Raw genomic sequence first — 25,512 nt, 5'->3', positions numbered from 1 at the left:
AACGTCACGTGATCGATGCGGTAGTCGCCGAAGGCCGGGGTTCATCGTCCCGCCCCCCTCTTCGGCTTGGCGGCCCGGTCACGAGCCGCACACCCCATGTAACGAGGAGGGAGCAATCAAGCTATCAAGCTACGACAGCATTCACCCTTTGTGATGCATTCAGTATGTGTGATCGATTAGGCCATTCAGGCGCGCCTCAGCACCCGTCGAGAAAGCGGTCCAGGACCCGTACGCCGAACTTCAGCCCGTCCACCGGCACCCGCTCGTCCACGCCGTGGAACATCCCGGCGAAGTCCAGCTCCGGGGGCAGCTTCAGCGGCGCGAAGCCGAAGCAGCGGATACCGAGGTCGTCGAAGGACTTGGCGTCCGTACCGCCGGAGAGGCAGTACGGCACGGCGCGCGCGATCGGGTCCTCGGCCTTGAGCGCCGTCTGCATGGCCTCGACCAGCGCCCCGTCGAAGGTGGTCTCCAGGGCCTTGTCCGCGTGCACGTCCTCGCGCTTGACCTTCGGGCCGAGGATCCGGTCGAGGTCGGCCAGGAACTCGTCCTCCAGCCCCGGCAGGAAGCGGCCGTCCACGTGGGCCGTCGCCTGCCCGGGGATGACGTTGACCTTGTACCCGGCGCCGAGCATGGTCGGCGCGGCGGTGTTCTGCAGCGTCGCCCCGATGAGCTTCGCGATCCCGCCGAGCTTGGCCAGCGTCTCGTCCATGTTGTCGGGGTCGAGCGGGGTGCCGAGCGCGTCGGACAGCTCGTCCAGGAAGGACCGTACGGTCTTGGTCACCCGGATCGGGAACTTGTGCCGCCCGAGCCGCCCGACCGCCTCCGACAGCTCGGTGATGGCGTTGTCGTTGTTGGTCATCGAGCCGTGACCCGCGGTGCCGTCCACCGTGAGCCGCATCCAGTGCATGCCCTTCTGGGCGGTCTCGATCAGGTACAGCCGCAGGTCCTCGTTGACCGTGAAGGAGAAGCCGCCGACCTCGCCGATCGCCTCCGTCACACCCTCGAACAGCTCGGGGTGCTCGTTGACCAGGTGCCGCGCCCCGAACACGCCGCCCGCTTCCTCGTCGGCGAGGAAGGCGAGCACGATGTCGCGCGGGGGCTTGCGGCCGGTGCGCAGCCGCTCCCGTACGACGGCGAGCGTCATGGCGTCCATGTCCTTCATGTCCACCGCGCCCCGGCCCCAGACGCAGTCGTCGACGATCTCGCCGGAGAAGGGGTGGTGGGTCCAGTCCTCGGCGTTGGCCGGTACGACGTCGGTGTGGCCGTGGATGAGCAGCGCGGGCCGGGACGGGTCCTCGCCCTCGATGCGGGCCACCGTCGAGGCCCGGCCCTTGCGCGATTCGAAGATCTGCGGTTCGAGCCCCACCTCGGCGAGCTTCTCGGCGACGTACTCGGCGGCGGCCCGCTCGCCGGGTCCTGAGTGGTCGGGGCCGTAGTTACTGGTATCGATCCGGATCAGATCACGGCACAGATCGACGACCTCGTCCTCGCCGCTGACCGTTCCGGCTTTCGTCCCGCCCGCTTGCGACTCACTCACGCTGCCTCCTCATCGTTCCCTGCCCCCGGGCCGCGTCCACCCGGACCGGCCCACCGCGGGGCTATCCCGCCATCCTCCCCCTCCCGACGCCGCAGCCCAAGGCCGCAATACGGCTGTCATATCCCGTACACACCGCGGGCCGCCCCCGCCCGCTCCCCGCCCCCGACCTCGCGTGATCGACCACGCCCGGATGTTTGCTATGGTTTTCCACGTCGGAACGGCCGCGGGCCGGACGGCAGACACCTGGTCCGGGTGGCGGAATGGCAGACGCGCTAGCTTGAGGTGCTAGTGCCCTTTATCGGGCGTGGGGGTTCAAGTCCCCCCTCGGACACTCACATAAAAAGGCCCTCCGGGTCGCCTGCTCCTCGTGGCAGCGACCCCGGGGGCCTTTTCATGCGCTGCGGGCCGGGAGGGGGCCGTCCTCGGTGGCCACGCGGGGGACCGGGCGGGCGGCCAGGTGAGTGACGCGGGTGACGGGGTGGGCGGGGGCCGGGCGCAGCTCGGTGCGGGCGGCCCGTCCGGTGCTCCACAGCCATCCGATGTCCCGGGCGAAGGACCAGACCAGCGAGGTCAGGGCCAGCAGGACGACGCCGAGGGTCGCGGGGGCCGGGAGGAGACCGGTGGCGGCCAGGAGGAGGGCGACGCCCTGGAGGGCGGCCACCGTCTTGCGGGCCATGCTGTGCGGGAGCGGCGCGTTCATCCAGGGGAGGAAGCGGGCGGCGGCGACGAAGGCGTAGCGCATGGCGCCGATCAGCAGCACCCAGGGGCCCAGCGCGGTGGCGACGTAGACGCTGAGCACCAGGATGAGGATGGCGTCGACCTCCATGTCGAACCGGGCGCCCAGCGCCGAGGAGGAGCCGGTGCGGCGCGCCACCTGGCCGTCGACCGCGTCGAGGATCAGGGCCACCGCGGTGAGCGCGGTGAGGACCGCGACCCGGGGCGGGCTCGTGAAGGAGTCGGCGACCAGTGCGGTCACGCCTCCGACGAGGGTGGCCCGGGCCAGGGTGACGCGGTTGGCGGGCCCGAAGGAGGACAGCCAGGAGCGGGAGACGGCGCGGGTCAGTACGGCCCAGGTGACGGCCGCGAAGGCGAGGCCGGTGAGCCAGCCCGCGGGACCCAGGCCGAGCGAGGCGCCCAGAAGCGTGAGCAGGAGGAGCTGTACGCCCGCTCCCGCCGCCGTCTCCTGCCGCAACAGCCTCGCGTTGTATGTGTGGTTCAGGGCCACCGGGCACCCCTCCGGCTGTGTGACAGTGTCGATTGGCGCCGCGTAGCGTGTGCGCGGCTTGATGATGTCCCGTACGTGGCGCGTCTCCCGTTTGTTCAGCGCCATGTGCGGCCCGTTGTTTCCGCGCGGAGTTTCCGCTCGATTCCTCAGGAGGACGCTCATGGAGCGCGTTGCCCGTGCTTTCTGGCTCAACTCCCCCGGTCACGGCGGGATACGGGATGTGGTGCTGCCCGAGCCCGCCGAGGGTGAGGTGGTGGTGCGCACGCTGTGCTCCGGTGTGAGCCGCGGCACGGAGGCGCTGGTGTTCCGGGGCGGGGTGCCGGAGAGCCAGTACGGCGCGATGCGGGCGCCGTTCCAGGAGGGCGACTTCCCCGGGCCGGTGAAGTACGGCTACCTCAATGTGGGGGTGGTCGAGGAGGGGCCGCGGGAGCTGGCGGGCCGTACGGTCTTCTGTCTGTTCCCGCATCAGACGCGGTACGTGGTCCCGGCGAGCGCCGTGACACCCGTCCCGGAGGGCGTGCCCGCCGAGCGGGCGGTGCTGGCCGGGACGGTCGAGACCGCGGTGAACGCCCTGTGGGACGCGGCGCCGCTGCTCGGCGACCGGATCGCGGTGGTCGGGGCGGGGATGGTCGGGGCGTCGGTCGCCGCGCTGCTGGCCCGCTATCCGGCCGTACGGGTGCAGTTGGTGGACGCCGACCCGGCGCGTGCCGAGATCGCCAAGGCGCTCGGCGTCGACTTCGCGCTGCCGGGGGACGCGGAGGGCGACCGTGATCTGGTGGTGCACGCCAGCGCGAGCGAGGCCGGGCTCACGCGCTCCCTGGAACTCCTCGCTCCGGAGGGCACGGTCATCGAGCTGAGCTGGTACGGCGACCGCCGGATCAGCGTGCCGCTGGGCGAGGCGTTCCACTCCCGGCGGCTGACCGTGCGCAGCAGTCAGGTGGGGACGGTGTCCCCGGCCCGGGGCGGCCGCCGCGGCTACGCGGACCGGCTGGCGCTGGCGCTGGAACTGCTCGCCGATCCGGCTCTGGACGCGCTGGTCACCGGGGAATGCGCGTTCGAGGAACTGCCAGCGGTGATGGCCCGGATCGCCGCCGGTGAGCTGCCGGGGCTGTGCCACCGGGTGCGGTACTAAAGCACCTTCGCCCTCCTTCGCGCGACGCGTGTGACGCAGTGCTCACGGCCGACTGAAACAAGGCTGAGCTGGGGCTGAACATGGGGAAGGCATCGGCCGTACTAAGAGCCGAGATGTGCCGCCGGACCGGGAGGGCCGTTGTTCAGCATCACCGTCCGCGATCACCTGATGGTCGCCCACAGCTTCAGCGGAGAGGTCTTCGGACCCGCGCAGCGTCTGCACGGAGCCACGTTTCTGGTGGACGCCACCTTCCGGCGCGCCGCGCTGGACGACGACAACATCGTCGTCGACATCGGACTGGCCACCCAGGAACTGTCCGCGGTCGTCGGCGACCTCAACTACCGGAACCTCGATGACGAGCCCGCCTTCAAGGGGATCAACACCTCCACCGAGTTCCTGGCCAAGGTCATCGCCGACCGGCTCGCGGAGCGGGTGCACGCCGGGGCGCTCGGCGAGGGCGCGCGCGGCCTGGCCGGGATCCAGGTGACCCTGCACGAATCGCATGTCGCCTGGGCGAGTTACGAGCGTGACCTGTGACCGCGCATCTGGAGAGCCCCGGGAGCCTGATGAGTCTCGGCAGCGGTGCCGCCCCGCCGCCGGTGCGCCGGGTGCACGTCGTCATGCCCGGCGGGGTGGACGACCCGGCCGCGCCGAGCGGCGGCAATACGTACGACCGGCGGATCTGCCGGGAGCTGCCCGGCATCGGCTGGGACGTCCACGAGCACACGATCGCGGGCAGCTGGCCGCAGCCCGGGCCCGTGGCGCGCGCGGAACTGGCGCGGCTGCTCGCGGAGCTGGCGGACGGCAGCATCGTCCTCCTCGACGGGCTCGTCGCCTGCGCGCTCCCCTATCTCGTCGTTCCCGAGACGGAGCGGCTGCGGCTCGGGGTGCTGGTGCATCTGCCGCTGGGTGAGGAGACGGGGCTGGCCCCCGGCCGGGCGGCGGACCTGGACGCGCTGGAGCGCAAGACGCTGGGCGCGGTGCCCGCCGTCGTGGCCACCAGCGGCTGGGCGGCCCGCCGTCTCGTGGCGCACCACGGGCTGGACCCGGGCCGGGTCCATGTGGCCGCGCCCGGCGTCGATGTGGCGTCGCAGGCGTCCGGCACGGACGAGGGCACCCGGCTGCTGTGCGTCGCCTCGGTGACCCCGCGCAAGGGCCAGCACCGGCTGGTGGAGGCGCTGGCCGAGGTCACCGATCTGCCGTGGACGCTGGAGTGCGTCGGCGGTCTCGACCAGGACCCCGGCTATGTGGAGCGGCTCCGCGAGCTGATCGCGGCGACCGGGCTCGGCGACCGGGTGCGGCTGACCGGTCCGCGCGGCGGCGCGGAGCTGGAGGCGAGCTTCGCGGGAGCCGATCTGCTGGTGCTCGCCTCGTACGCCGAGACCTACGGAATGGTGGTGACGGAGGCGCTGGCGCACGGCGTTCCGGTGCTGGCCACCGCCGTGGGCGGGGTTCCGGAGGCGCTCGGGCACGCGCCCGAGGGCAGTGTGCCGGGCCTGCTCGTCGCCCCGGACGACCCGGCCGCGCTCAGGGCGGCGCTGCGCCGCTGGCTGGGCGACCCCGATGTACGCCGCCGGCTGATCACGGCCGCCCGCGGCCGCCGCACCGCGCTGGACGGCTGGCAGACGACCGTCCGGGATCTGGCCGGTGCGCTGGAACGACTTCGCCGCGAACCCCGGAGGGCCGCGTGACCACCACCGATACGCCTCAGTACGCGCCCGAGTGGCTGGAGTTGCGCGAGGGCGCGGACGCTCTCGCCCGCGCGCCCGAACTCGTGGTGCCGCTGCGTGCCCGGTTCGCCGGGGCGCCCGAGGGCACCGAGCGGGTGATCCATGACCTCGGCTGCGGCACCGGCTCCCTGGGCCGGTGGCTGGCGCCCCGGCTGGACGGCCCGCAGGCGTGGGTCCTGCACGACCACGATCCCGCTCTGCTGGAGCTGGCCGCCGAGCGGGCGCCGCGTACGGCCGCCGACGGCAGCCCGGTCACGGTGCGCACGCGCCGCGGTGACCTGGGCTCGCTGACCGCGGACGATCTGGCGGGGGCCTCGCTGGTCACGGCCTCCGCGCTGCTGGACGTGCTCACCGCCGAGGAGGTGGAGGGGCTCGCCGCGGCCAGTGCCGGGGCCGGTTGCCCGGTGCTGCTGGCGCTGTCGGTGGCGGGACGGGTCGATCTGACCCCGGAGGACCCGCTGGACACGGAGATCGCGGAGGCGTTCAACGCCCACCAGCGCCGCTCCGGTCTGCTGGGTCCGGACGCGGTCGCGGTGGCGTCCGAGGCCTTCGCCCGGCACGGTGCGACGGTACGGACGCACGCCAGCCCCTGGCTGCTGGGCGCCGGGGAGTCGGCACTGGCGGCGGAGTGGCTGCGGGGCTGGGTGGGCGCGGCGGTGGAGCACCGGCCGGAGCTGAAGCCGCGCGCCGAGACGTATCTGCGGCGCAGGCTGGCGGAGTGCGAAGCGGGCGGGCTGCGGGTGGTGGTGCACCACGACGACCTGCTGGCACTGCCGCGGCCGGTGAGTGCCGGGCCGACGGGCGGCGTGTCATGAGCGCGACGATCCGGGCGCGGCTCGGCACCCTCGCCGGAGCGGCCATCATCGCGGTGCTGCTGTGGCAGATGGGCACCGGCGCGTTCCTGGACGGACTGCGCCGCATCGACGGCCTCACCCTGCTGGCCGCGCTCGGACTCGGCCTGCTGACCACCGCGTTCAGCGCCTGGCGCTGGTGCGTGGTGGCGCGGGCGCTGCGCATCCGACTGCCCCTGCCCCAGGCCGTCGCCGACTACTACCGCTCGCAGTTCCTCAACGCGGCGCTGCCCGGCGGCGTTCTCGGCGATGTGCACCGCGCGGTACGGCACGGGCGCACCGAGGGCGATGTCGCCCGGGGCGTGCGCGCGGTGGTGCTGGAGCGGACGGCGGGTCAGGTGGTGCTGGTGATGGTCGGCGTGGCGATTCTCTTCGCCCACCCCTCGCTCGTCCTGGCCGGGATCCGCCAGGCGCTCCACGCCGTGGCCACGACGCCCGGCGCCGCACCCGCGCTGATCGCGGTGTGCGGGCTCGGGGCCCTGGCCGTCGTACGGCTGCGCCGCAGGCCCGGCACCTCGCGGGGGCGCCGGGCGCTGCGCGCCGCGCTCACCGAGGCGCGGCTCGGGCTGCTGGCCCGCGCGAGCTGGCCGGGGGTCGTGTTCTCGTCCGCCGTGGTACTGGCGGGCTACCTCGGGATGTTCCTGCTGGCCGCGCGGGCCGCGGGATCAACCGCCCCGGCGGTCGAACTGGTGCCCATCATGGTGCTGGCCCTGCTCGCCATGGCGCTGCCGCTGAACGTCGGCGGCTGGGGCCCCCGCGAGGGCGTCACCGCCTGGGCCTTCGGCTCCGCGGGCCTGGGCGCCGCCCAGGGGCTGACGGTCGCGGTCGTGTACGGGGTGCTCACCTTCGCCGCGAGCCTGCCCGGTCTCGGTGTGCTGGTCGGTCAGTGGGCCATCGGGCTGCGGCGTCCCCAGGTCCAGCTCGAAGAGGGTGTCCTCGCCGAGACGGGCCCGGCGGGTCCGGGGCCGCAGGGCGTCGCGCATGACCGGGGTGCCGTCGAAGCGGAGCCCCGGGATGCCGTCGCCGAGCAGAACCGGTGCCACGGTGACATACAGGCGGTGCAGCGCGCCGTCATGCAGAAAGCGCGACACCGTGACGCCGCCGCCCTCGATCAGTACCCGGCCAAGTCCGCGCGCCGCAAGCGCCTCCACCAGGCGCTGCGGCGCGAACGCGGCACGGTCCGGCAGGGTCAGTACGTCAACTCCGTCCGGCGCCGGCCGCCCGTCGCGGGCGTCCGCTCCCACCGCCCACAGGGTCGGCGCTGAGCCGTCGGTGAAGACCCGGCGATGGTGAGGTACCCGGCCGCGCGGATCGAGGACGACGCGCACCGGATGCGGTCCGGCGCAGGCGCGCACGGTGAGCTGGGGGTCGTCCGCGATGGCGGTCCCGGCCCCGACCACCACGGCGTCGGTGAGGGCGCGCAGCCGGTGCAGATGGCACCGGTCCTCCTCGCCGGTGACGTAGTCGGCGTCGCCGGTGCGGGTCGCGATGAACCCGTCGAGGCTCTGGCCGAGCTGGGCGATCGTCAGCCGCGGCCCGGCCAGGCAGAGCGGCAGGTAGCGGTCGGCGAGTTCGTCCGCCGCCGCGGTGGCGTCCTGCCGCCAGCGCACCGCGCCGTCCGCGCCGCGCACCAGCCCGGCGGCCCGGGCCTCGGCCACGGTCCGTATGGAGAGCAGCCGCTCCCACGCCTGTGCCGTATCCAGGGTCGTCATCGCGTCTCCGTTTCCTGCCGGTCCCCGACCAGGGAAAGGTACTCGGCGAAGGATTCGGTGAGTGCGGCGAGAAGTTCCTTTCCTTTCCCGGCGGATGCCAGGGAAGGACGGCCGATGACGCCGGACTCGGTGTACTCGGCCATACCGAGAGTCAGCAGATGCTTCCGGTCGTCGGCGAGACAATCGGAGGTTTCATAACCGGGACGGACGAGTTCGGGATGGGCATGCAACAGGATGGAGGTCTCCACTTCCCCCGCGTGCATATCGCTGTACGACGGGGTCAGGACACCGGCCCTGGTGCGGGCCGTGTCCCAGTCGGCCGAGCCCGGGAAAAGCGCCATGCGGGTACCGGTCCCGGCGGATTCCTGAACAATGTTGCGCAGGACGTAATTTCCGCCGTGTCCGTTCACCAGAATCAGCGAACCGATACCCGAGCGGCGCAGCGATCCGGCGATGTCGCGCACCACGGAGTACAGGGTCGCGGCGGATATGGAGACGGTGCCCGGCCAGTCGGCGTGTTCGTGCGAGCACGAAACCGTGACGGGCGGGAGGAGTTGGACCGGATACGCTGCGGCGATCTCCCTGGCGATGGTGCAGGCGATGACCGTATCCGTCACCAGCGGGAGATACGCGCCGTGTTGCTCGAAGCTGCCGATGGGCAGGACGGCGACGCCGGCCCGCAGGTCCCGCACCTCCTCCGTGGTCGTTGGCGGCAGGAGCCCCGAGGCCCACTGGTCCGGCGTTTCCGAATCGCTCATGTTCTTCGGGCCTTTCGTTCTTCGTGCTACGGGATGCGCGGCCAATCACCCGGCCGACTTTGCCATTTTCCCCTACGCCACCCGGCGTTTACCAGATAGGGTTGCAACATGACAGCAAGTGATAGCGTGTTGGTCGACAGCGCTCGTCGATCGGATGTCGAACGAGTGGTGAATCTCCGGCTGTCCACCGTGCACGGCGATTTTCTCGCCTTCGGCTACCAGGACCACAATCGCGGAGATGAACAGATCGCGCTGGTATACGGCGACGTCAAGGGCGAGGACGCACTGACGCGCGTGCATTCCGAGTGCCTGACCGGAGACGCCTTCGGCTCCCGGCACTGCGAATGCGGCGACCAACTGTCCGCGGCGCTGCGCGCCATCGTGAGCGAGGGGCGGGGCATCCTCGTCTACCTCCGTGGCCACGAGGGCCGGGGCATCGGCCTGCTGGCCAAGCTCCAGGCGATGCAGCTGCAGGCGGAAGGGCTCGACACGGTCGAGGCCAACCTCGCCCTCGGCCTCCCGGACGACGCCCGCGACTACCAGGTGGCGGCGGAGATGCTGCACGACCTCGGGGTCCGCTCCATACGGCTGCTCTCCAACAACCCGCGCAAGCGGGAGGCGCTGCTGCGCCACGGCATCAAGATCAGCGAGCAGGTTCCGCTGCTGATCCAGCCGTGCGAGGAGAACCTGCCGTACCTGCTGACCAAGCGGGAGCGGATGGACCACTACCTGCCGCATCTGGACGGCGTGCTGTCGTCCGTCGACGGCGGCGCCGAGCGGTCCTGAGCGGCGCGCGGAACCGGTGGAGCCGATGGCGCGGCGGGGCGGATAGCCGACCCACCGCGCCGTCAGCGATCTCGTGCACCCGGTCGGGACTCGTCCGCTTGGTCTAGAACGGGCGATCAGTGCACATATGTCCGATGATGTGAAGCATGGACGTGGAGATCACGCTCCGGGTGGACGGTACGGAGCACCGGCTCACCGTCGACACCCGTACGACGCTGCTGGACGCCCTCCGCGAGCGGCTGGGGAACACCAGCCCCAAGAAGGGCTGTGACCATGGCCAGTGCGGCGCCTGCACGATCCTGCTCGACGGCCGCCGCGCCCTGGCCTGCCTGGCGCTGGCGGTGGCCCACCAGGGCGCCGACATCGTCACGGCCGCGGGCCTGGTGAACGGCGGGGACGGCGCTGGTGGTGACGGGGAGGGCGACGGGCTGCATCCGCTGCAGCGCTCCTTCATCGCCCATGACGCCTTCCAGTGCGGCTACTGCACGCCCGGCCAGATCTGCTCGGCGGTGGGCATGCTGCGCGAGGCGGCGGAGGGCTGGCCGAGCGCCGTCGCCAAGGATCCGAACGCCGCCGATGTGGTGCTGGACGACGAGGAGATCGCCGAGCGCATGAGCGGCAACCTGTGCCGCTGCGCAGCGTACGCCAACATCGTCCCCGCCATCGCCGACGTGGCACACCGCCAGGAGGCCGCACCCCACCACGAGGGGCGCCGATGAAACCCTTCCGCTACGAGCGTGCCGACACCGTGTCGGCGGCCGTGACCGCGCTGGCCGAGGAGCCCGAGGCGGCCTATCTGGCCGGCGGGACGAACCTGGTGGACCTGATGCGGCTGGAGGTGGCGACCCCCGAGGTCCTGATCGACGTCCGGCGGCTCACCTCGGACCGGATCGAGGAGCTGCCGGAGGGGGCCCTGCGCATCGGCGCCGCCGTTCCCAACAGCGATCTGGCCGCCGACCGGCGGGTCCGGCGGCGCTATCCGGTGCTCTCGCAGGCCGTGCTGGCGGGCGCCTCGGGCCAGTTGCGCAACCTCGCCACCACCGGCGGGAACCTGTTGCAGCGCACCCGCTGCCCGTACTTCCAGAACGTGACCACCCCGTGCAACAAGCGCGAGCCGGGGTCGGGCTGTTCGGCGCTGGAGGGCCATCAGCGCGATATGGCGATCCTCGGCGCCTCGCCCTCCTGCGTGGCCACCCACCCCTCCGACATGGCGGTCGCGCTGGCGGCGCTCGATGCCATGGTCTGCGTCCAGGGCGTCGAGGGGGCCCAGGGCCCGGACGGCGAGCGGCGCGTCCCGCTGACCGAGCTGCACCGGCTGCCCGGCGACTCCCCCGAGCAGGACACGGTGCTGCGGCGCGGGGAGCTGATCACGGCCGTGGAGCTGCCGCCGCCCGATTTCACCGCCACCTCCCGCTACCGCAAGGTGCGCGACCGCGCCTCGTACGCGTTCGCGCTGGTGTCGGTCGCCGCCGCGCTGGACATCGCGGACGGCGGGACCGTACGCGACGTACGCATCGCGCTGGGCGGCGTGGCGCACAAGCCGTGGCGGGCGTGGAAGGCCGAGGAGTCGCTGCGCGGCGCGCCCGCGACATGGGACAGCTTCCGGGACGCCGCCGCGGCCGAACTGGCCCAGGCGGAGCCGCTGCCGGGCAACGCCTTCAAGATGACGCTCGCCCGCAACACCCTCGTCGCCACGCTGCTCGATCTGCTGGAGGTGGCCCGATGAGCGAGGTCAGGGAGCGGCCGCGGGCGGTCGGCACGCCACTGCGCCGGATCGACGGCGCGCTGAAGGTCACCGGCACCGCCACCTACGCCTTCGAGTGGCCCGTCGAGCACCCCGCCTACCTCCACCCGCTCCAGGCCACCATCGCCGCCGGGCGGATCACCGGGGTGGACACGTCCGCCGCGGAGGCCGAGCCGGGAGTGCTGGCCGTCCTCACCCATCTCACCGCGCCGCGGCTGACCATCCCCGATGACCCGGAGCTGGCCGTGCTGCAGTCCGACGAGGTGGCCTGGCGCGGGCAGTTCACCGGCGCGGTGGTCGCGGAGACCCCGGAGACGGCCCGGTACGCGGCGGGCCTGGTGCGGTTCACCTACGAGCAGCGCCCGCCCGACACCGCGCTGCGCGAGGACCGCGACGACCTCTACAAGCCGCTGGACGCCGCCCAGTTCGGCCAGGGCGGTGGCGAACTCCAGGACGGCTCCCCCGCCGACAGCGTCCTCGGCGACCCCGACGCGGCGCTGGCCGCCGCGCACACCACGCTGGACGCCACGTACACCACGCCGATGCACCACAACAACCCGATGGAGCCGCACACCGCCGTGGTCACCTGGACCGACGGCGAGCTGCTGGTGTACTGCTCCACGCAGGGCGCCACCATGAGCCGCGATCTGATCGCCGCCACGCTGGGGCTCGAACCGGGCCGGGTGCGGGTGGTGTCCCCGCACGTCGGCGGCGGGTTCGGGTCGAAGGTGTATCCGCACAGCTACGCGGTGCTCGCCGCGATGGCGTCGCGGACCGTGCGCAGGCCGGTGAAGTTCACGCTGACCCGCCAGCAGATGTTCGCGCTGGTGGGCTTCCGCCCGGCGTCGATCCAGCGCGTCCGGCTGGGCGCCGACGCCGAGGGCAGGCTCACCGCCGTCACCCATGACGTGGTCGAACAGACCGCCCGCGCCAAGGGGTACGCCGACCAGACCGCCGTGTGCACCCGGCTGCTGTACGCCGCCCCGCACCGGCGCACCACCCACCGGCTGGCCCCGCTGGACATCCCGGTGCCGACGATCATGCGGGCGCCGGGCGAGGCGCAGGGCATGTTCGCGCTGGAGTCGGCGATGGACGAGATGGCGATCGCGTGCGGCATGGACCCGGTGGAGTTCCGTGTCCGCAACGAGCCGGACGTCCACCCCGAGTCGGGACTGCCGTTCTCCAGCCGCCATCTGGTGGCCTGTCTGCGCGAGGGCGCCCGCCGGGCCGGTTGGGAGCGGCGCGATCCGACGCCCCGGGCGCGCCGGATGGGGCGCTGGCTGATCGGGACCGGGGTGGCCGTCTCCACGTATCCCTCGCCGCGCCTCCCGGGGAACGCGGCGACGGTCCGGATCGCGCCGGACGGGCACTGCACGGTGCTGATCGCCGCCGCCGACCTGGGCACCGGAACCTGGACGGCGCTCACCCAGATCGCCGCGGACGCGCTCGGCGTGCCGGTCGAGCGGGTGGAGCTGCGGATCGGGGACACCACCCTGCCGAACGCCTCCCCCGCCGGGTTCTCCTCCGGCATCAACAGCTGGGGTTCGTCGATCGCGGAGGCCGCCACCCAGCTGGGGACGCTCCTCAAGACCGAGCACGGCGGCGTGGTCCCGCCGGACGGCCTGGAGGTCACCGCCGACATGCCCGCGAACCCCGACGCCGAGCGGTACGCGATGCACAGCTTCGGGGCGCAGTTCGCCGAGGTGCGGGTGGACGCGGACACCGGGGAGATCCGGGTACCGCGGCTGCTCGGGATGTTCGACGTGGGCCGGGTCATCAACCCGAGGACCGCCCGGTCGCAGCTGCTGGGCGGCATGACGCAGGGCATGTCGATGGCGTTGTACGAACACAGCGTGCTGGATCCGCGCTTCGGGCATGTGGTCAACCAGGACTTCGCCCAGTACCACATCGCCGCCAACGCCGATGTGCACACGGTCGAGGCGCACTGGGTGGACGCGTCGGACCCGCACACCAATGTGATGGGTGCCAAGGGGGTCGGCGAGGTGTGCATCGTCGGCACGGCCGCGGCCATCGCCAACGCGGTGCACCATGCGACGGGTGTGCGGGTGCGCGATCTGCCGATCACCTGCGACAAGCTGGTGTCCTGACTCCTGCTCAGTCCCAGGTGCCGTCCGCGGCCGCGTCGCGCGCGAAGTCGGCGATATCGCGCGGCACGCGGCCCAGCGCGCGCTGGACGCCGTCCGTCAGCTGTGCGTTACGGCCGTCCAGGAGCGTGCCGAACAGCTCGGTCAGGAAGCCGACGAGGTCGTCCGGGAGCCCGTGGCCGCTCAGCACCGTCCCGTACTCCTCGACGGAGACCGGCGCGTAGCGCACCTCGCGTCCGCTCGCCCGCGCGATCTCCCCGGCCACCTCGGCGAAGGTCAGGAGCCGGGGCCCGGTGAGGTCGTGGATCCGCCCCGCGTGCCCGTCCCCGGTGAGGGCCGCGACCGCGACGTCCGCGATGTCGTCGGCGTCGATGAAGGGCTCCTTGACGTCCCCGGCGGGGAAGACGATCTCACCGCCGAGCACGCCGTCCCGCAGGACGCCCTCGCTGAAGTTCTGGAAGAACCAGCTCGCCCGGAGGATCGTCCACGCGGCGCCGTCCACCGCCACGGCCCGCTCGGCGGGCAGCGTCGCGTCCATGCCGCGCGCGGAGAGCAGCACCAGCCGCCGGGTGCCGCCGCGGACGGCCTGTTCGGCGAAGGCCCGGAGGGTGGCGGCGGCGCCCGGGTCGGCGATGTCGGGGTAGTACGCGAGGTACGCGGCGCCGGCGCCGCGCAGCGCGGGCGCCCAGGTGGTGCGGTCCTCCCAGTCGAAGCGCGGCTCGCCGGTGCGGGAGCCGATACGGACCGGCCGCCCGGCGGCGGTCAGCCGCTCGGCGATCCGGCGGCCGGTCTTGCCGGTGCCGCCGAGCACCAGCGTGGTCGTGTGCTGCGTCTGCTGCGTTGTGGTCATACGGACAGTCAACTGGGGTGCGGTGAGACGGGCCATGGTCGAGAGGCTCATCCACATAAGCGTGCGTCTACGACTGCGCGCCTACGATGTGCGGCATGGACGCGCTGGCGAACCTGCTGGACGGGCCCCGGGCCCGGGAGGCCTTTTTGCTGCGGGCCGTGATGGAGCCGCCGTGGTCGGTGCGGATCGAGGACCGGGCCCCGTTGTGTCTGATGACGGTGGCGCGCGGCGAGGCGTGGGTGGTGCCCGGCGCGGGTGAGCCGCGGCGGCTGGGCCCGGGGGACGTGGCGGTGGTGCGCGGCCCGGCCCCGTACACGGTGGCGGACTCCCCGGACACCCCGCCGCAGGCGTGGATCCTGCCGAACGAGGAGTGCCGGACGGCGGACGGCCGGGATCTGGCCGAGTCGATGGCGCTGGGCGTGCGCAGCTGGGGCAACAGCGCGGACGGTTCGACGACGCTGCTCATCGGCACCTATCTGCTGGACGGGGAGATCAGCGGGCGGCTGCTGGACGCGCTGCCGCCGCTGCTGGTGCTGGACGGGGAGGTGTGGGACTGCCCGCTGATGCCCTGGCTCGGCGAGGAGATCGTGCGGGACGAGGCGGGGCAGTCGGCGGTGCTGGACCGGCTGCTGGACCTGCTGCTGATCGCCGTGCTGCGGGCCTGGTTCGCCCGGCCGGAGGCGCGGGCCCCGGCCTGGTACCGGGCGCTGGGCGATCCGGTGGTGGGCCATGCGCTGCGGCTGCTGCAGAACAACCCGGCACATGCGTGGACGGTGGCGGGGCTGGCCGCGAAGGCGGGCGTCTCGCGGGCGGCGCTGGCCCGCCGCTTCACCGCGCTGGTGGGCGAGCCACCGATGGCGTATCTGACCGGCTGGCGGCTGGCGCTCGCGGCCGATCTGCTGCGCGAGCCGGACGCGACGCTCACGGCGGTGGCCCGGCGGGTCGGGTACGGCAGTGGGTTCGCGCTGTCCGCGGCGTTCAAGCGGGAACGGGGCGTCAGCCCGCGGGAGCACCGCGCCCGCGGTTCCGCGGACCCCGCGCGCTGACCGGCCGCACGGAGACGCCGGCTCACCCCGTCGGGGCGCCGCGCTCCCCGCCGCGTACCGCTCGCATCCCCGCCGCGGGGCCCCGCAGACAGCCGTCCGGGCCGCAGGTGGTGGTGCGGTCGTAGAGGTCCATGAGGCGACGGACGCCGCGGGCGATGTCGTACCGCTCGACCGCGTCCGGCACCGGGTACCGCCGCGGGCCCGCGGCCAGTTGGCGGCGCAGCGCGTCGGCGAGGGCGGCCGCGCCGGGGGCGATGCGGCGGGCGGCGGGCGCGGCGGCCGAGGGGAGTTCGTCGAGGGCCGGGCAGACGGTGTGCAGCACGGGCAGACCGGCCGCGAGGGCTTCCAGCGCGGCGAGCCCGAACGCCTCCTCGGCGGACGGCGACACCAGTACGTCCATGGCGGCCAGCAGCCCCGGCAGCCCGGCGGGCCGGTCGTCGGGCGAGGCCACGGCCCCGTCCCGCTCCCCCAGCAGCCGGATGCGGTCGGCCGCCCCGAGCCGGGCGGCCAGGTCCTCCAGGGCGGGACGCTCGGGGCCCTCGCCGACCAGCAGCAGCCGGGCCCCGGGGACGTTGGCAACGGCCCGTACCGCCGTGTCGAACCGCTTGGCGGCCACCAGGCGGCCGACCGCGCCGACGACGAAGGCGTGTTCGGGGATGGCCAGGCGGGCCCGGGCGGCGGCGCGGGCGGCGGGGGTGAAGCGGAAGTGGCGGGCGTCGATGCCGTTGGGCACCAGATGGATGCGGTGGTTGGGCACGCCCCAGTCGCGCAGCCGGTCGGCGACGGCGGCGGAGACGGCGACGGTGGCCGAGCCCAGCCGTTCGGCGGCCAGATAGCGGGCGCGGACGGCGGGGTTCAGGGGGCGGCCGTCGACGCTGCGCTCGCCCAGGGCGTGTTCGGTGGCGATGACGGCCCGTACGCCCGCCAGCCGGGCGGCGATCCGGCCGTAGACGCAGGCCCGGTAGAGATGGGTGTGCACCAGGTCGTAGCCGCCGGAGCGGATGGTGCGCACGAGGGCGGGCAGCGCCCGCAGCTCGCCCGCGCGGCCGTCCAGCGGCAGATGCGTGACCGGGATGCCGTCGGCGCGGATGCCGTGGGCGGTTCTGCCCGGTGCGGCGAGGACGACCACGTCGCAGCGCACCGGCACATGGCGCAGCAGCAGCCGCAGTTGCTGCTCGGCGCCGCCCGCGCCGAGGCGGGAGATGATGTGCAGGACTCTCATCGGGCGACCCCGCCCCATCCTCCGTTGTTCCGCCGTGGTTTCGCGTGGTGTCCGTCTTTCACGCGATATCCGACCTTGCCAGAACGCGGGATGTAAATCACGTAAGACGCGCACTGATGGGCCGTCAGGGTGGCTCTTTCGCGACCTATGGCCAGAGGCGCGCCGAAAATCCGATGTACGCAATACCGCCACATCCGATTGTTACCTTCTCATCTCGCGCGATGACATGACGAATGTGGTCCGTCCGGGTCATCGCGACGCGATATTCGCTTCCAGACAGCCCGCGGGAGTGCCCATGTCTGCACAGACCCCCGTCAGAAATTCGAGAGACGCACCCCATGCGCGCCGGGGAGCCGCCCCCGCCGCGCGCACCGCCGGGCACGCCGCCGCACCCCCGCATGCGCGCCCCGCCCCGGAGGCCGCGCTCCCCCGCCCGGCCGGGGTGTACGAGTACAAGCGGTACAGCGAGCTGGCCGGCCCGCTGACGGAGCCGCCCGCCGACCGCCCGTACCGGGTGCGCAGCCGCAGTCTGCTGGCGCAGGAGCCGCACCGGCTCCGGGCGGCGCTGCTGCTGTGCGGGGCGCCGGTGTGCTCGGCGCTGCTGCTGTTCTGGCTGCTGCGGCCGGAGCACTGGGCGGCGCGCACGTATGTGACGGCGTGGGAGAGCGCGGCGGATGTCGCGATGCTGGTCTCGATCGCGCTGATCGAGACGTTCCGGCTGGTCACGGTCGTCTCCAACGCCCATGCGACGCTGGTGGCGCGGGATCCGGTGCCGGTCACGGCCGAGCGCGGCACCCGGGTGGCGTTCCTGACGAGTTTCGTGCCCGGCAAGGAGCCGATCGCGATGGTCCGGGCCACGCTGGAGGGCGCGGTGCGCATCCGGCACCAGGGGACGATGGACGTCTGGCTGCTGGACGAGGGAGACGACGCGGAGGTCAAGGACCTGTGCGCGCGACTCGGCGTACGGCACTTCTCGCGCAAGGGCATCGAGAAGTGGAACCAGCCGAAGGGCGCTTTCCGGGCGCGGACGAAGCACGGGAATTACAACGCCTGGCTGGACGCGCACGGCGACGATTATGAATTCATGGCGTGTGTGGACACCGACCATGTGCCGCTGCCGAACTTCCTGGAGCGCATGCTGGGGTACTTCCGCGATCCGGATGTCTCGTTCGTGGTGGGGCCGCAGGTCTACGGAAACTACGACGGCGCCGTCACGAAGGCCGCCGAAAGCCAGCAGTTCCTGTTCCACGCGCTGATCCAGCGGGCCGGGAACGCGTATGGGAGCCCGATGTTCGTGGGCACCAACAACGCGGTGCGGATCAGCGCGCTGCGCGGCATCGGCGGACTGTACGACTCGATCACCGAGGACATGGCCACCGGCTTCGAGCTTCACCGCCACCGCAACCCGGCCACCGGCAAGAAGTGGCGCTCGGTCTACACCCCGGACGTGCTCGCGGTCGGCGAGGGCCCCAGCTCCTGGACGGACTTCTTCACCCAGCAGATGCGGTGGAGCCGGGGCACCTACGAGACGGTGCTCAAGCAGTTCTGGAAGGCCCCCTTCACGCTGTCCCCGGGGAAGCTGCTCAACTACACGCTGCTGATCACCTACTACCCGATGACCGCGGTCAACTGGGTGCTCTCCGCGCTGTCCTGCACGCTGTTCCTGATGCTGGGGGCGGCCGGGCTCGACATCCCGGCCGAGCTGTGGATGATGCTCTACAGCGACGCCGCCATGCTGCAGATCGGGCTGTACATCTGGAACCGCCGCCACAATGTCTCCCCGCATGAGCCCGAGGGGTCGGGCGGACTCGCCGGAATGGTGCTCTCCGCCCTGTCCGCGCCGATCTACGTGAAGTCGCTGTTCGACGCGGCACTGCGGCGCAAGAGCCGGTTCGTGGTCACGCCCAAGGGCGACTCGTCCAGCCCGGACCGGCTCTCCACGTTCCGTATCCATCTGCTGTGGGGCGGGCTCTTCGGCACCTCGCTCGCGGCCTCGTTCTTCCTGGGGCACACGCACGCGGCGATGCGGGCGTGGGCCGTCCTCGCGCTCGCGCTGTGCCTGGCGCCGGTGGCCGTCTGGTGCGGCGGGGTGCTGCGGGGCCGGCGCCGCCCAGTGGCGGCGCCGGCCGTACCGACCGCGCGGGCGGACAGCGAGGGTCCGTGCGTCCCGGCGAAGGACCCGGACGCGGTGTGCGCCCTGTGATACCGGAAGGCGGCGCCTCAGTGGCGGCCCGGGTCGTGTCCATGACGGCGGCCCGGGCCGTCGGCGTTGCGGGCCAGGCCGAGCGCGTACTCGGGCCACCAGTGGCCCGCCGGGGGCCCGCCGTTGCACGTCCCGTCGGATTCGCCGGGCCGCTTGATCCACAGGTACGCGTCCACCAGCCGGTCCCCGGTGCGGGTGCTCGGCGGCTCGCCCAGCGCCCGCCCCGGCGGGTTGCACCAGGCCTCCCCCGACCGGGCGCCGTGCCGGGCCTTGCCCCCGCGCCGCAGCGGGCCGTTGCCGTTGCGGCTGGTGTCGATGACGAAGTGCGCTCCGCCGACCGCGCGGGACAGCCGGTGACCGTACCGCTTGGTGCGGGCGGTGGACTGGAAGTTGGAGACATTCAGGGCGAAGCCGTCCGCCTGCTCGATGCCGCTCTTGAGCAGCGGCATCATCAGCCGGGCGGGGTTCTTGATCCAGCCCGCGTGCCCGGCGTCCAGATACACCCGGACGTGGGGCAGGGCGGCGAACGCGGCGACCGCGTCGCGCAGCAGCACCAGCCGGGGGCCGACCACGCGGCGGGGTACGCAGCGGTCGACGACCTGCGCCACCGCGTCGGGCTCCAGCACGACGATCGCCTTGCGGTCGCCGATACCGAGCGCGACCTGCTCGATCCACCTCCGGTAGGCCGCGCCGTTCGCCGCGCCGCCCGCCGAGTGTCCGCCGCAGTCCCGGTGCGGGATGTTGTAGGCGACCAGCACCGGGGTGGTGCCGGTCCGGGCCGCGGATTCGGTGATGAAGCGCACCCGTTCGCGAGGGGGCCGCGGGCCGAGCCATTCGGCGACCGGCTGCTGTGCGATCCGCCGGATCAGCTCGGCGTCGTTGTTCCTTCCTCCGTTCTTTCCCTCGCTCCCTCCCGCGTCCTCCTGTGCACGGACCTGCCGGGCGGCCGGTCCGTTCGGGTTCACCCAGAGCCCGCCCCGCGGCGGGGAGTCGAACATCTGGCATCCGCACAACGGCAGCATCGCCACGGCACCACCCGCGGCGACCTTCGCCAATCGCCGCATAACCGACTTTTTTGGACCTTTTTCGCGCATGCGAGGCATCATGGCACCGAGTGACGACGGTTCAGCGGACGCCGCGTGCGGGGTGTCCCCGGTCGTCGCCGCCGCCGTCCTCGCCGCCGCCCTCGCCGCCGTCGTCCTCCGCGCGCCACAGCGGATGCTCGCGGGCGGCCCATCCCGGGTCGACCCGCCCGGTGCGCATCCCGCGCCGCGCCTCCGGGTCGGCGAGCGCCTTCCCCATGTGCCCGATCACCACGATGCCGACGGCCAGCGCCAGCCAGTCGTGGACGAACGTGGCACTGGTACGCCACATCAGCGGGGCGAGCCCGGTGAACCACATCAGCGATCCGGTGACCGCCATCACCAGCACCGCGCCCGCCGTCCAGGCGGCGTACACCTTCTGGCCCGCGTTGAACTTGCCCGCCGGGCGCTCCGCGGGGCTGTGGTCGCGGCGCAGCGCGGCCCGCAGCCAGCGGCGGTCGTGCGGCCCGAAGCGGTTGAGGCGGCCCAGATCGGCCCGGAAGGCGCGGGAGGCGAGACCGAGGAGGGCCGGGACGGGCGTCAGGATGCCGGTCCACTCGTGGACGGTGACCACGAGCGCGCGGCGGCCCACGAGTTGGGCCAGCGCCGGTACGTACAGACAGGCCGCGCTCACCACGCACACGCCCAGGAGGGCGGCCGTCGTGCGGTGGATCCAGCGCTCGGCGGGCGTGAAGCGGCGCACCCGGCGCGCGGCGGCGGCCGGAGCCGGGGCGGCCTCGGGCAGCGGGGATTCAGACAGTGGGGGCATCGTCGCGTCCGTTCGACTTACCGACCCAGGCGTCCACGTCGTACCCCCGGTCCTCCCAGTAGCCGGGGCGCACCTCGTCGGTGACGGTGATGCCGGAGAGCCACTTCGCCGACTTGTAGAAGTACATGGGCGCGACATAGAGCCGGACCGGGCCGCCGTGGTCGTGACCCAGCGGCTTGTCCCGCATCCGCAGCGCCACCAGGACGTCCGGGCGGCGCGCCTGCTCCAGGGTGAGGCTCTCGGAGTACGCGCCGTCGAAGCAGGTGAACCGGACCGCCTTGGCGCGCGGGCTCACCCCGGCGGCGTCCAGCAGCGTCGACAGCCGCACCCCCTCGAACGGCGTCTTCGGCACCCGCCACCCCGTGACGCACTGGACGTCCCGCACGAGCCGCGCCTGCGGGAGCGCGCGCAGCTCGGCGAGCCGGTAGTCGGTGGGCTTGTCGACGAGCCCGCCGACCGTGAGGCGGTAGCTCGTGGCGTCCTTGTGCGGCACGGAGGACGTCACCGAGTAGTACCGGAAACCGCCGCCGTTGGGCAGCAGCCCGGTCACCCCGGTGGGGTCCTTGGCGGACACCGCGCCGAGCGTCTTCTCCAGCCCGCGCTGCGCCCAGGGGGCGACGGCCATACCGGCCGCGCCGAGGCCGAGCATGCCGAGGAGGATGCGGCGGCCGACGGGTGCTCCGTGGTCGTCGCCGCCGTCGCCGTCGCCGGGGGTTGCGTCCATGCCCTGATGAGACCACCGGGCGGCGTGGCGCGCCATCGTCTGTGGCTTTTCGTCAGACTTCCGTCAGAACTGAACGCCCAGAACAGTGCGCGCTGCGGCTTGCGGCGGTGGCTTGCGGCGGTGGCTCTACGACACCGCCCGGGCCGCCGCGCGCCCCGCCGTCCGCCCCGAGAAGAGGCAGCCGCCCAGGAAGGTGCCCTCCAGCGAGCGGTAGCCGTGCACGCCCCCGCCGCCGAAACCCGCCGCCTCGCCCGCCGCGTAGACGCCGGGCAGCGGCTCCCCGCCCTCCGTCAGCACCCGCGACGACAGATCCGTCTCCAGCCCGCCAAGCGTCTTGCGGGTGAGGATGTTCAGCCGCACGGCGATCAGCGGGCCTGCCTTGGGGTCGAGGATGCGGTGCGGGGCAGCGGTGCGGATGAGCCGGTCGGCGATGTACTTACGGGTCCCGCGCAGGGCGGTGATCTGGAGGTCCTTGGTGTACGGGTTGGCGATCTCGCGGTCCCGGGCCACGATCTCGCGGCGCAGCTCGGCCTCGTCGATGAGCGGGTCCTTGGTCAGTTCGTTCATCCGCCGCACCAGGGCGGGCAGCGAGCGTTCGACGACGAAGTCCGCGCCGTGGTCCATGAACGCCTGGACCGGCCCCGGCGCACCGGCCCGCCCGCGCCCCAGCACATCGCGGACGCTCTTGCCCGTCAGATCCGGGTTCTGCTCGGAGCCGGAGAGCGCGAACTCCTTCTCGATGATCTTCCTTGTGAGGACGAACCACGTGTAGTCGTACCCGGTCCGCATGATGTGTTCGAGGGTGCCGAGGGTGTCGAAGCCGGGGAAGAGCGGGACCGGGAGCCTGTGTCCGCGCGCGTCGAACCACAGCGACGAGGGGCCGGGCAGGATGCGGATGCCGTGCCGGGGCCAGATCGGGTTCCAGTTCTCGATGCCCTCGGTGTAGTGCCACATCCGGTCGCGGTTGATGAGGCGGCCACCGGCGGCCTCCGCGACGCCGAGCATCTTGCCGTCCACGTGCGCGGGGACGCCGGAGATCATCCGCTCGGGCGGGGAGCCCAGCCGCTCGGGCCAGTTGGCGCGTACGAGGTCGTGGTTGCCGCCGATGCCGCCGGAGGTGATGATCACGGCTTGGGCACGCAGCTCGAAGGAGCCGGTCACCTCGCGGCTGCTCGCCGTGCCCCGCTCGGCGCGGCTGGGCTCCAGCACCTCCCCGGTGACGGTGTCGACGGCGCCCGCGCTCCGCGAGAGCCCGGTGACCCGGTGCCGGAAGCGCAGGTCGACCAGGCCACGGGCGGCCGCGGCGCGCACCCGGCGCTCGAAGGGGGCGACGACACCCGGGCCGGTGCCCCAGGTGATGTGGAAGCGGGGTACGGAGTTGCCGTGGCCGGTCGCGTCGTAGCCGCCGCGCTCGGCCCAGCCGACGAGGGGGAACAGCCGCAGCCCCTGGGCGTGCAGCCAGGACCGCTTCTCGCCCGCCGCGAAGTCCACGTACGCCTCGGCCCAGCGGCGCGGCCAGTGGTCCTCGTCGCGGTCAAAACCGGCCGTGCCCAGCCAGTCCTGCCAGGCGAGGTCGCGGCTGTCGCGGACGCGCAGCCGCCGCTGTTCGGGCGAGTCGACGAGGAAGAGGCCGCCGAAGGACCAGTGGGCCTGGCCGCCGAGCGACTGCTCGGGCTCCTGGTCGAGGAGGATGACCTTGCGGCCCGCGTCGGCCAGCTCGGCGGTGGCCGCGAGCCCCGCCAGGCCCGCCCCGACCACGATCACATCCGCGTCGTACGCCATGGTTGGTGGTATCCCGTCCTCGTCAGCCGGTCGACGGTGCCGTCGGGTGCGATCCTGCCTACCGGTCAGTACGGCGTCAACTGGTCCGAAAAGCAGGGTGAGAGCGCTTTCCGGACACGGTCACCCTCAGGCTATAGCTCTCTTGTGCAGCAAATGGGAACAATCCCTCATCACTATTGGACAGGGTTCAGCCAAACCGGCATCATCAACGACCATGGCTGACCGCTCCGTTGGGCAATCCGGGCCGCCGTATCCGGCGGACAAGCGCATCGTGAATCCGACACTTGTCACCCCCGGCCCTCAGCCCATCGAGGCGGGCGACGCCGTCACCCCGCACATCCTCCAGGGCGAGGTCATCGGCCCCCGGCACGCCCGCGCCCGCCGCCGGGGCATCGACCCGCGGCGCAAGGCGGCCGCCGGGGCGATCCTGCTGTCCGCCACCGGCGCGGCCACCGCGCTCTTCATGCTCATGGGCAAGGACGCGCGCGAGGCCCAGGCAGCCCCGGGCCGCGACTCCTCGACCGCCACCCCCGACGCGCCCGAGCCGAAGACCGCCGCGCTCGCCGAGTCGGCCGTCGGCGACAAGCCGCTGCGCGGCTCGCGCACCACCGAGCCCGCTGACCCGGCGCCCGCCGCGCAGCCGGCCACCCGGACCCCGGCCGCCCCCGCCGCCGAGTCCCGCACCCCGTCGTCCGGCCAGCGCTCCGACCCGGCCCGGTCCTGGCCGGAACGGGCCGCGCAGTGGCAGGAGCGGGCCGAGGCCTGGAAGCGCTGGGCCGAGCAGGCCCGGCAGCAGGCCGAACAGCCGCCCGCGGGCGGCCAGGGGCAGGGCCAGGGGCACTGGGGGAACGGCCAGGGGAACGGCGGCGGCCCGTACGGACAGGGCGGCGGCTCCGGCCCGTACGGCGGCCAGGGCGGCTACGGCGGCCCCCACGGCGGTGGCCCCTCACGCTGACCGCGGCGCCATCTGCTTGTATGGCCGTATGCCTGATCAGGAGCCGCTTTCCGCCGACGAACTGCTGGACATCGTGGACGAGCAGGACCGGGTGATCAGCCAGGCCCGCCGCGGTGACGCCACCGCCCACCGGCTGCGCCACCGCTGCGCCTTCATCCTCGTACGCGACGCCCAGGACCGCGTCTTCGTCCACCGCCGCACCGACCGGAAGCTGGTCTTCCCCTCGCTGTACGACATGTTCGTCGGCGGGGTCGTCGGAGCGGGCGAGAGCTACGACGAGGCGGCGCTGCGGGAGGCGGAGGAGGAGCTGGGCGTCCAGGGGCTCCCCGCGCCCGTACCGCTGTTCTCCTTCCTCTACGACACGCCCGAGCACACCTGGTGGAGCCGGGTCTACGAGGTCCGCTGCGACCTCCCCGTCGCACCGCAGGAAGACGAGATCGCCTGGCACGCCTTCCTCACCGAGGAGGAGCTGAAGCGGCGGCTCACCGAGTGGGAGTGGGTGCCGGACGGCGCGGAGGCGTACCGGCGGCTGCTGGACTGGCGCCGCGAGAGGCCCACCCCGTGACCGGAAGCAGACTTGGCGACGCCGTGGCGAGCGCCCGGCTGTGGTTCGCGCCCGAACGGCTCCGCGAGGAGGGCGACACCCCCGACTACCGCTTCTCGCTCGCCAACGAGCGCACCTTCCTCGCCTGGCTGCGCACCGCGATGGCCCTGGTGGGCGGCGGCTTCGCGGTCGACCAGTTCCTGCCGGACACCGGCCGCCCGCTGCGGCTGGCCCTCGCGCTCGTCCTGCTCGCGGGCGGCGCGGTGTGCGCCCTGCGCGCCATCAACCACTGGATCCGCTGCGAGCGGGCCATGCGGCGCGGCGAGGATCTGCCGGTGTCGCGCTTCCCGGTGATGCTGGGGCTGGCCGTCGGGGTGGTCGCGCTGCTGATGGTGATCGTCGTCGCCGTGGGGTGGGGCGGGTGACCGAGCCGGTACGGGACCCCGGGCTCCAGCCGGAGCGCACCCGGCTGGCGTGGCGGCGTACGACGCTGGCCTGCGCCGTGTCCGCCTCGCTCGCCGGGCGGCAGACCCTGCACGCGGGCCTCGGCCCGCTCCCGGTGCTCGCCCTGTCGCTGGTCGCCCTGTCCTGGCTGGCCTTCGTGGCCGTGGCCCACCACCGCGTCCGCCACCTGCACGCCCCGCGCCCGCCACTCCTGACGCCGCGCGCGGCGGTGGCGGCGGTGGCGTGCGTGATGGGCGCGGCGGTGTGCGGCGCGGCGATGCTGCGTTGATTTTGAGGCTCGGTTCACCTCC

23 protein-coding genes, 1 tRNA gene and 2 pseudogenes are annotated in these 25,512 nt (G+C 73.1%); 16 read left to right on the top strand and 10 right to left on the bottom strand.

Annotated features, from left to right (window positions below; genetic code table 11):
* Positions 1–196: 196 nt before the first annotated feature.
* Positions 197–1,537 carry a M20/M25/M40 family metallo-hydrolase gene (locus ACZ6CL_RS16000; protein ID WP_468936403.1) on the bottom strand — a complete coding sequence of 447 codons (1,341 nt, stop codon included), beginning with the start codon at positions 1,535–1,537 and terminating at the stop codon, positions 197–199.
* A 246-nt stretch (positions 1,538–1,783) separates the two neighbouring features.
* On the opposite strand from ACZ6CL_RS16000, the gene ACZ6CL_RS15995 reads away from it, so the two are divergent.
* Positions 1,784–1,868: transfer RNA gene (locus ACZ6CL_RS15995), tRNA-Leu, on the top strand.
* A 60-nt stretch (positions 1,869–1,928) separates the two neighbouring features.
* On the opposite strand, the gene ACZ6CL_RS15990 is transcribed toward ACZ6CL_RS15995, so the two are convergent.
* A complete protein-coding gene (locus tag ACZ6CL_RS15990) occupies positions 1,929–2,762 on the bottom strand; it encodes a CDP-alcohol phosphatidyltransferase family protein (protein ID WP_468936400.1) in 834 nt (277 codons plus the stop codon).
* Between the two features lie 160 nt (positions 2,763–2,922).
* Here ACZ6CL_RS15990 and ACZ6CL_RS15985 point away from each other — a divergent pair, with 160 nt between their 5' ends.
* The 5 genes and pseudogenes from ACZ6CL_RS15985 to ACZ6CL_RS15965 form a co-directional block, all read left to right on the top strand.
* On the top strand, positions 2,923–3,894 hold the full coding sequence (locus tag ACZ6CL_RS15985; protein ID WP_468936397.1) for a zinc-dependent alcohol dehydrogenase: 972 nt from the start codon (positions 2,923–2,925) through the stop codon (positions 3,892–3,894).
* 138 nt (positions 3,895–4,032) lie between these two features.
* The gene (locus tag ACZ6CL_RS15980) at positions 4,033–4,431 is read left to right on the top strand and encodes a 6-pyruvoyl trahydropterin synthase family protein (RefSeq protein WP_468936395.1); all 399 of its coding nucleotides are present in this window, start codon (positions 4,033–4,035) and stop codon (positions 4,429–4,431) included.
* 29 nt (positions 4,432–4,460) lie between these two features.
* The gene (locus ACZ6CL_RS15975) at positions 4,461–5,585 is read left to right on the top strand and encodes a glycosyltransferase family 4 protein (RefSeq protein WP_468936392.1); all 1,125 of its coding nucleotides are present in this window, start codon (positions 4,461–4,463) and stop codon (positions 5,583–5,585) included.
* Positions 5,582–6,439, top strand: coding sequence for a class I SAM-dependent methyltransferase (locus tag ACZ6CL_RS15970; protein WP_468936389.1), 858 nt, complete (start codon positions 5,582–5,584; stop codon positions 6,437–6,439). The genes ACZ6CL_RS15975 and ACZ6CL_RS15970 overlap by 4 nt, the downstream gene beginning before the upstream one ends.
* A pseudogene (locus ACZ6CL_RS15965) lies at positions 6,436–7,380 on the top strand (lysylphosphatidylglycerol synthase transmembrane domain-containing protein); the annotation flags it as partial. The gene ACZ6CL_RS15970 and the pseudogene ACZ6CL_RS15965, both read left to right, overlap by 4 nt.
* A gap of 165 nt (positions 7,381–7,545) precedes the next feature.
* Here ACZ6CL_RS15965 and ACZ6CL_RS15960 read toward each other — a convergent pair.
* Both ACZ6CL_RS15960 and ACZ6CL_RS15955 read right to left on the bottom strand, forming a co-directional pair.
* Positions 7,546–8,187: pseudogene (locus ACZ6CL_RS15960) on the bottom strand (RibD family protein); the annotation flags it as partial.
* Positions 8,184–8,945: a creatininase family protein gene (locus ACZ6CL_RS15955; protein WP_468936803.1), complete on the bottom strand. Its 762-nt coding sequence runs from the start codon at positions 8,943–8,945 to the stop codon at positions 8,184–8,186. The pseudogene ACZ6CL_RS15960 and the gene ACZ6CL_RS15955, both read right to left, overlap by 4 nt.
* Positions 8,946–9,053: 108 nt before the next feature.
* On the opposite strand from ACZ6CL_RS15955, the gene ribA reads away from it, so the two are divergent.
* The 4 genes from ribA (at position 9,054) to ACZ6CL_RS15935 (ending at position 13,583) form a co-directional block, all read left to right on the top strand.
* Positions 9,054–9,731: a GTP cyclohydrolase II gene (ribA, locus tag ACZ6CL_RS15950; protein WP_385445656.1), complete on the top strand. Its 678-nt coding sequence runs from the start codon at positions 9,054–9,056 to the stop codon at positions 9,729–9,731.
* Between the two features lie 146 nt (positions 9,732–9,877).
* The gene (locus tag ACZ6CL_RS15945; protein WP_468936385.1) at positions 9,878–10,450 is read left to right on the top strand and encodes a 2Fe-2S iron-sulfur cluster-binding protein; all 573 of its coding nucleotides are present in this window, start codon (positions 9,878–9,880) and stop codon (positions 10,448–10,450) included.
* Positions 10,447–11,457, top strand: coding sequence for an FAD binding domain-containing protein (locus tag ACZ6CL_RS15940; RefSeq protein WP_468936382.1), 1,011 nt, complete (start codon positions 10,447–10,449; stop codon positions 11,455–11,457). The genes ACZ6CL_RS15945 and ACZ6CL_RS15940 overlap by 4 nt, the downstream gene beginning before the upstream one ends.
* The gene (locus ACZ6CL_RS15935) at positions 11,454–13,583 is read left to right on the top strand and encodes a xanthine dehydrogenase family protein molybdopterin-binding subunit (RefSeq protein WP_468936379.1); all 2,130 of its coding nucleotides are present in this window, start codon (positions 11,454–11,456) and stop codon (positions 13,581–13,583) included. The genes ACZ6CL_RS15940 and ACZ6CL_RS15935 overlap by 4 nt, the downstream gene beginning before the upstream one ends.
* A 7-nt stretch (positions 13,584–13,590) precedes the next feature.
* On the opposite strand, the gene ACZ6CL_RS15930 is transcribed toward ACZ6CL_RS15935, so the two are convergent.
* The gene (locus tag ACZ6CL_RS15930) at positions 13,591–14,430 is read right to left on the bottom strand and encodes a Rossmann-fold NAD(P)-binding domain-containing protein (RefSeq protein WP_468936377.1); all 840 of its coding nucleotides are present in this window, start codon (positions 14,428–14,430) and stop codon (positions 13,591–13,593) included.
* A gap of 95 nt (positions 14,431–14,525) precedes the next feature.
* On the opposite strand from ACZ6CL_RS15930, the gene ACZ6CL_RS15925 reads away from it, so the two are divergent.
* Entirely contained in the window at positions 14,526–15,476 is a 951-nt protein-coding gene (locus tag ACZ6CL_RS15925) for an AraC family transcriptional regulator (RefSeq protein WP_468936375.1), read from the top strand.
* A 22-nt stretch (positions 15,477–15,498) separates the two neighbouring features.
* Here ACZ6CL_RS15925 and ACZ6CL_RS15920 read toward each other — a convergent pair whose 3' ends face one another.
* Entirely contained in the window at positions 15,499–16,698 is a 1,200-nt protein-coding gene (locus tag ACZ6CL_RS15920; RefSeq protein WP_468936372.1) for a glycosyltransferase, read from the bottom strand.
* A gap of 295 nt (positions 16,699–16,993) precedes the next feature.
* Between ACZ6CL_RS15920 and ACZ6CL_RS15915 the strand changes: the two genes are divergently transcribed.
* Positions 16,994–18,901 carry a glycosyltransferase family 2 protein gene (locus ACZ6CL_RS15915; RefSeq protein ID WP_468936370.1) on the top strand — a complete coding sequence of 636 codons (1,908 nt, stop codon included), beginning with the start codon at positions 16,994–16,996 and terminating at the stop codon, positions 18,899–18,901.
* 17 nt (positions 18,902–18,918) lie between these two features.
* Here ACZ6CL_RS15915 and ACZ6CL_RS15910 read toward each other — a convergent pair whose 3' ends face one another.
* The 4 genes from ACZ6CL_RS15910 to ACZ6CL_RS15895 form a co-directional block, all read right to left on the bottom strand.
* Positions 18,919–19,965 (bottom strand): glycoside hydrolase family 6 protein, encoded by a 1,047-nt coding sequence (locus ACZ6CL_RS15910; RefSeq protein ID WP_468936367.1) that lies wholly within the window; start codon positions 19,963–19,965, stop codon positions 18,919–18,921.
* A 61-nt stretch (positions 19,966–20,026) separates the two neighbouring features.
* Positions 20,027–20,752, bottom strand: coding sequence for a cytochrome b/b6 domain-containing protein (locus ACZ6CL_RS15905; RefSeq protein WP_468936364.1), 726 nt, complete (start codon positions 20,750–20,752; stop codon positions 20,027–20,029).
* A complete protein-coding gene (locus ACZ6CL_RS15900) occupies positions 20,736–21,476 on the bottom strand; it encodes a molybdopterin-dependent oxidoreductase (RefSeq protein ID WP_468936361.1) in 741 nt (246 codons plus the stop codon). The genes ACZ6CL_RS15905 and ACZ6CL_RS15900 overlap by 17 nt, the downstream gene beginning before the upstream one ends.
* A gap of 126 nt (positions 21,477–21,602) precedes the next feature.
* Positions 21,603–23,258 carry an FAD-binding dehydrogenase gene (locus ACZ6CL_RS15895; RefSeq protein WP_468936358.1) on the bottom strand — a complete coding sequence of 552 codons (1,656 nt, stop codon included), beginning with the start codon at positions 23,256–23,258 and terminating at the stop codon, positions 21,603–21,605.
* Positions 23,259–23,529: 271 nt separating this feature from the next.
* On the opposite strand from ACZ6CL_RS15895, the gene ACZ6CL_RS15890 reads away from it, so the two are divergent.
* The 4 genes from ACZ6CL_RS15890 to ACZ6CL_RS15875 are packed head-to-tail and all read left to right on the top strand — an operon-like array spanning position 23,530 to position 25,490.
* A complete protein-coding gene (locus ACZ6CL_RS15890) occupies positions 23,530–24,213 on the top strand; it encodes a hypothetical protein (protein WP_468936356.1) in 684 nt (227 codons plus the stop codon).
* 28 nt (positions 24,214–24,241) lie between these two features.
* The gene (locus ACZ6CL_RS15885; protein ID WP_468936354.1) at positions 24,242–24,778 is read left to right on the top strand and encodes an NUDIX hydrolase; all 537 of its coding nucleotides are present in this window, start codon (positions 24,242–24,244) and stop codon (positions 24,776–24,778) included.
* A complete protein-coding gene (locus ACZ6CL_RS15880; RefSeq protein WP_468936352.1) occupies positions 24,775–25,182 on the top strand; it encodes a YidH family protein in 408 nt (135 codons plus the stop codon). Before ACZ6CL_RS15885 ends, ACZ6CL_RS15880 begins: the two co-directional genes overlap by 4 nt.
* The gene (locus tag ACZ6CL_RS15875) at positions 25,170–25,490 is read left to right on the top strand and encodes a DUF202 domain-containing protein (protein ID WP_468936349.1); all 321 of its coding nucleotides are present in this window, start codon (positions 25,170–25,172) and stop codon (positions 25,488–25,490) included. The genes ACZ6CL_RS15880 and ACZ6CL_RS15875 overlap by 13 nt, the downstream gene beginning before the upstream one ends.
* The last annotated feature ends 22 nt before the right edge of the window (positions 25,491–25,512 follow it).

This window comes from Streptomyces sp. NPDC041200, assembly GCF_055591805.1.
The sequence above is the reverse complement of the archived record's forward strand: the minus strand, read 5'-3'. Positions and strand labels throughout refer to the sequence as shown.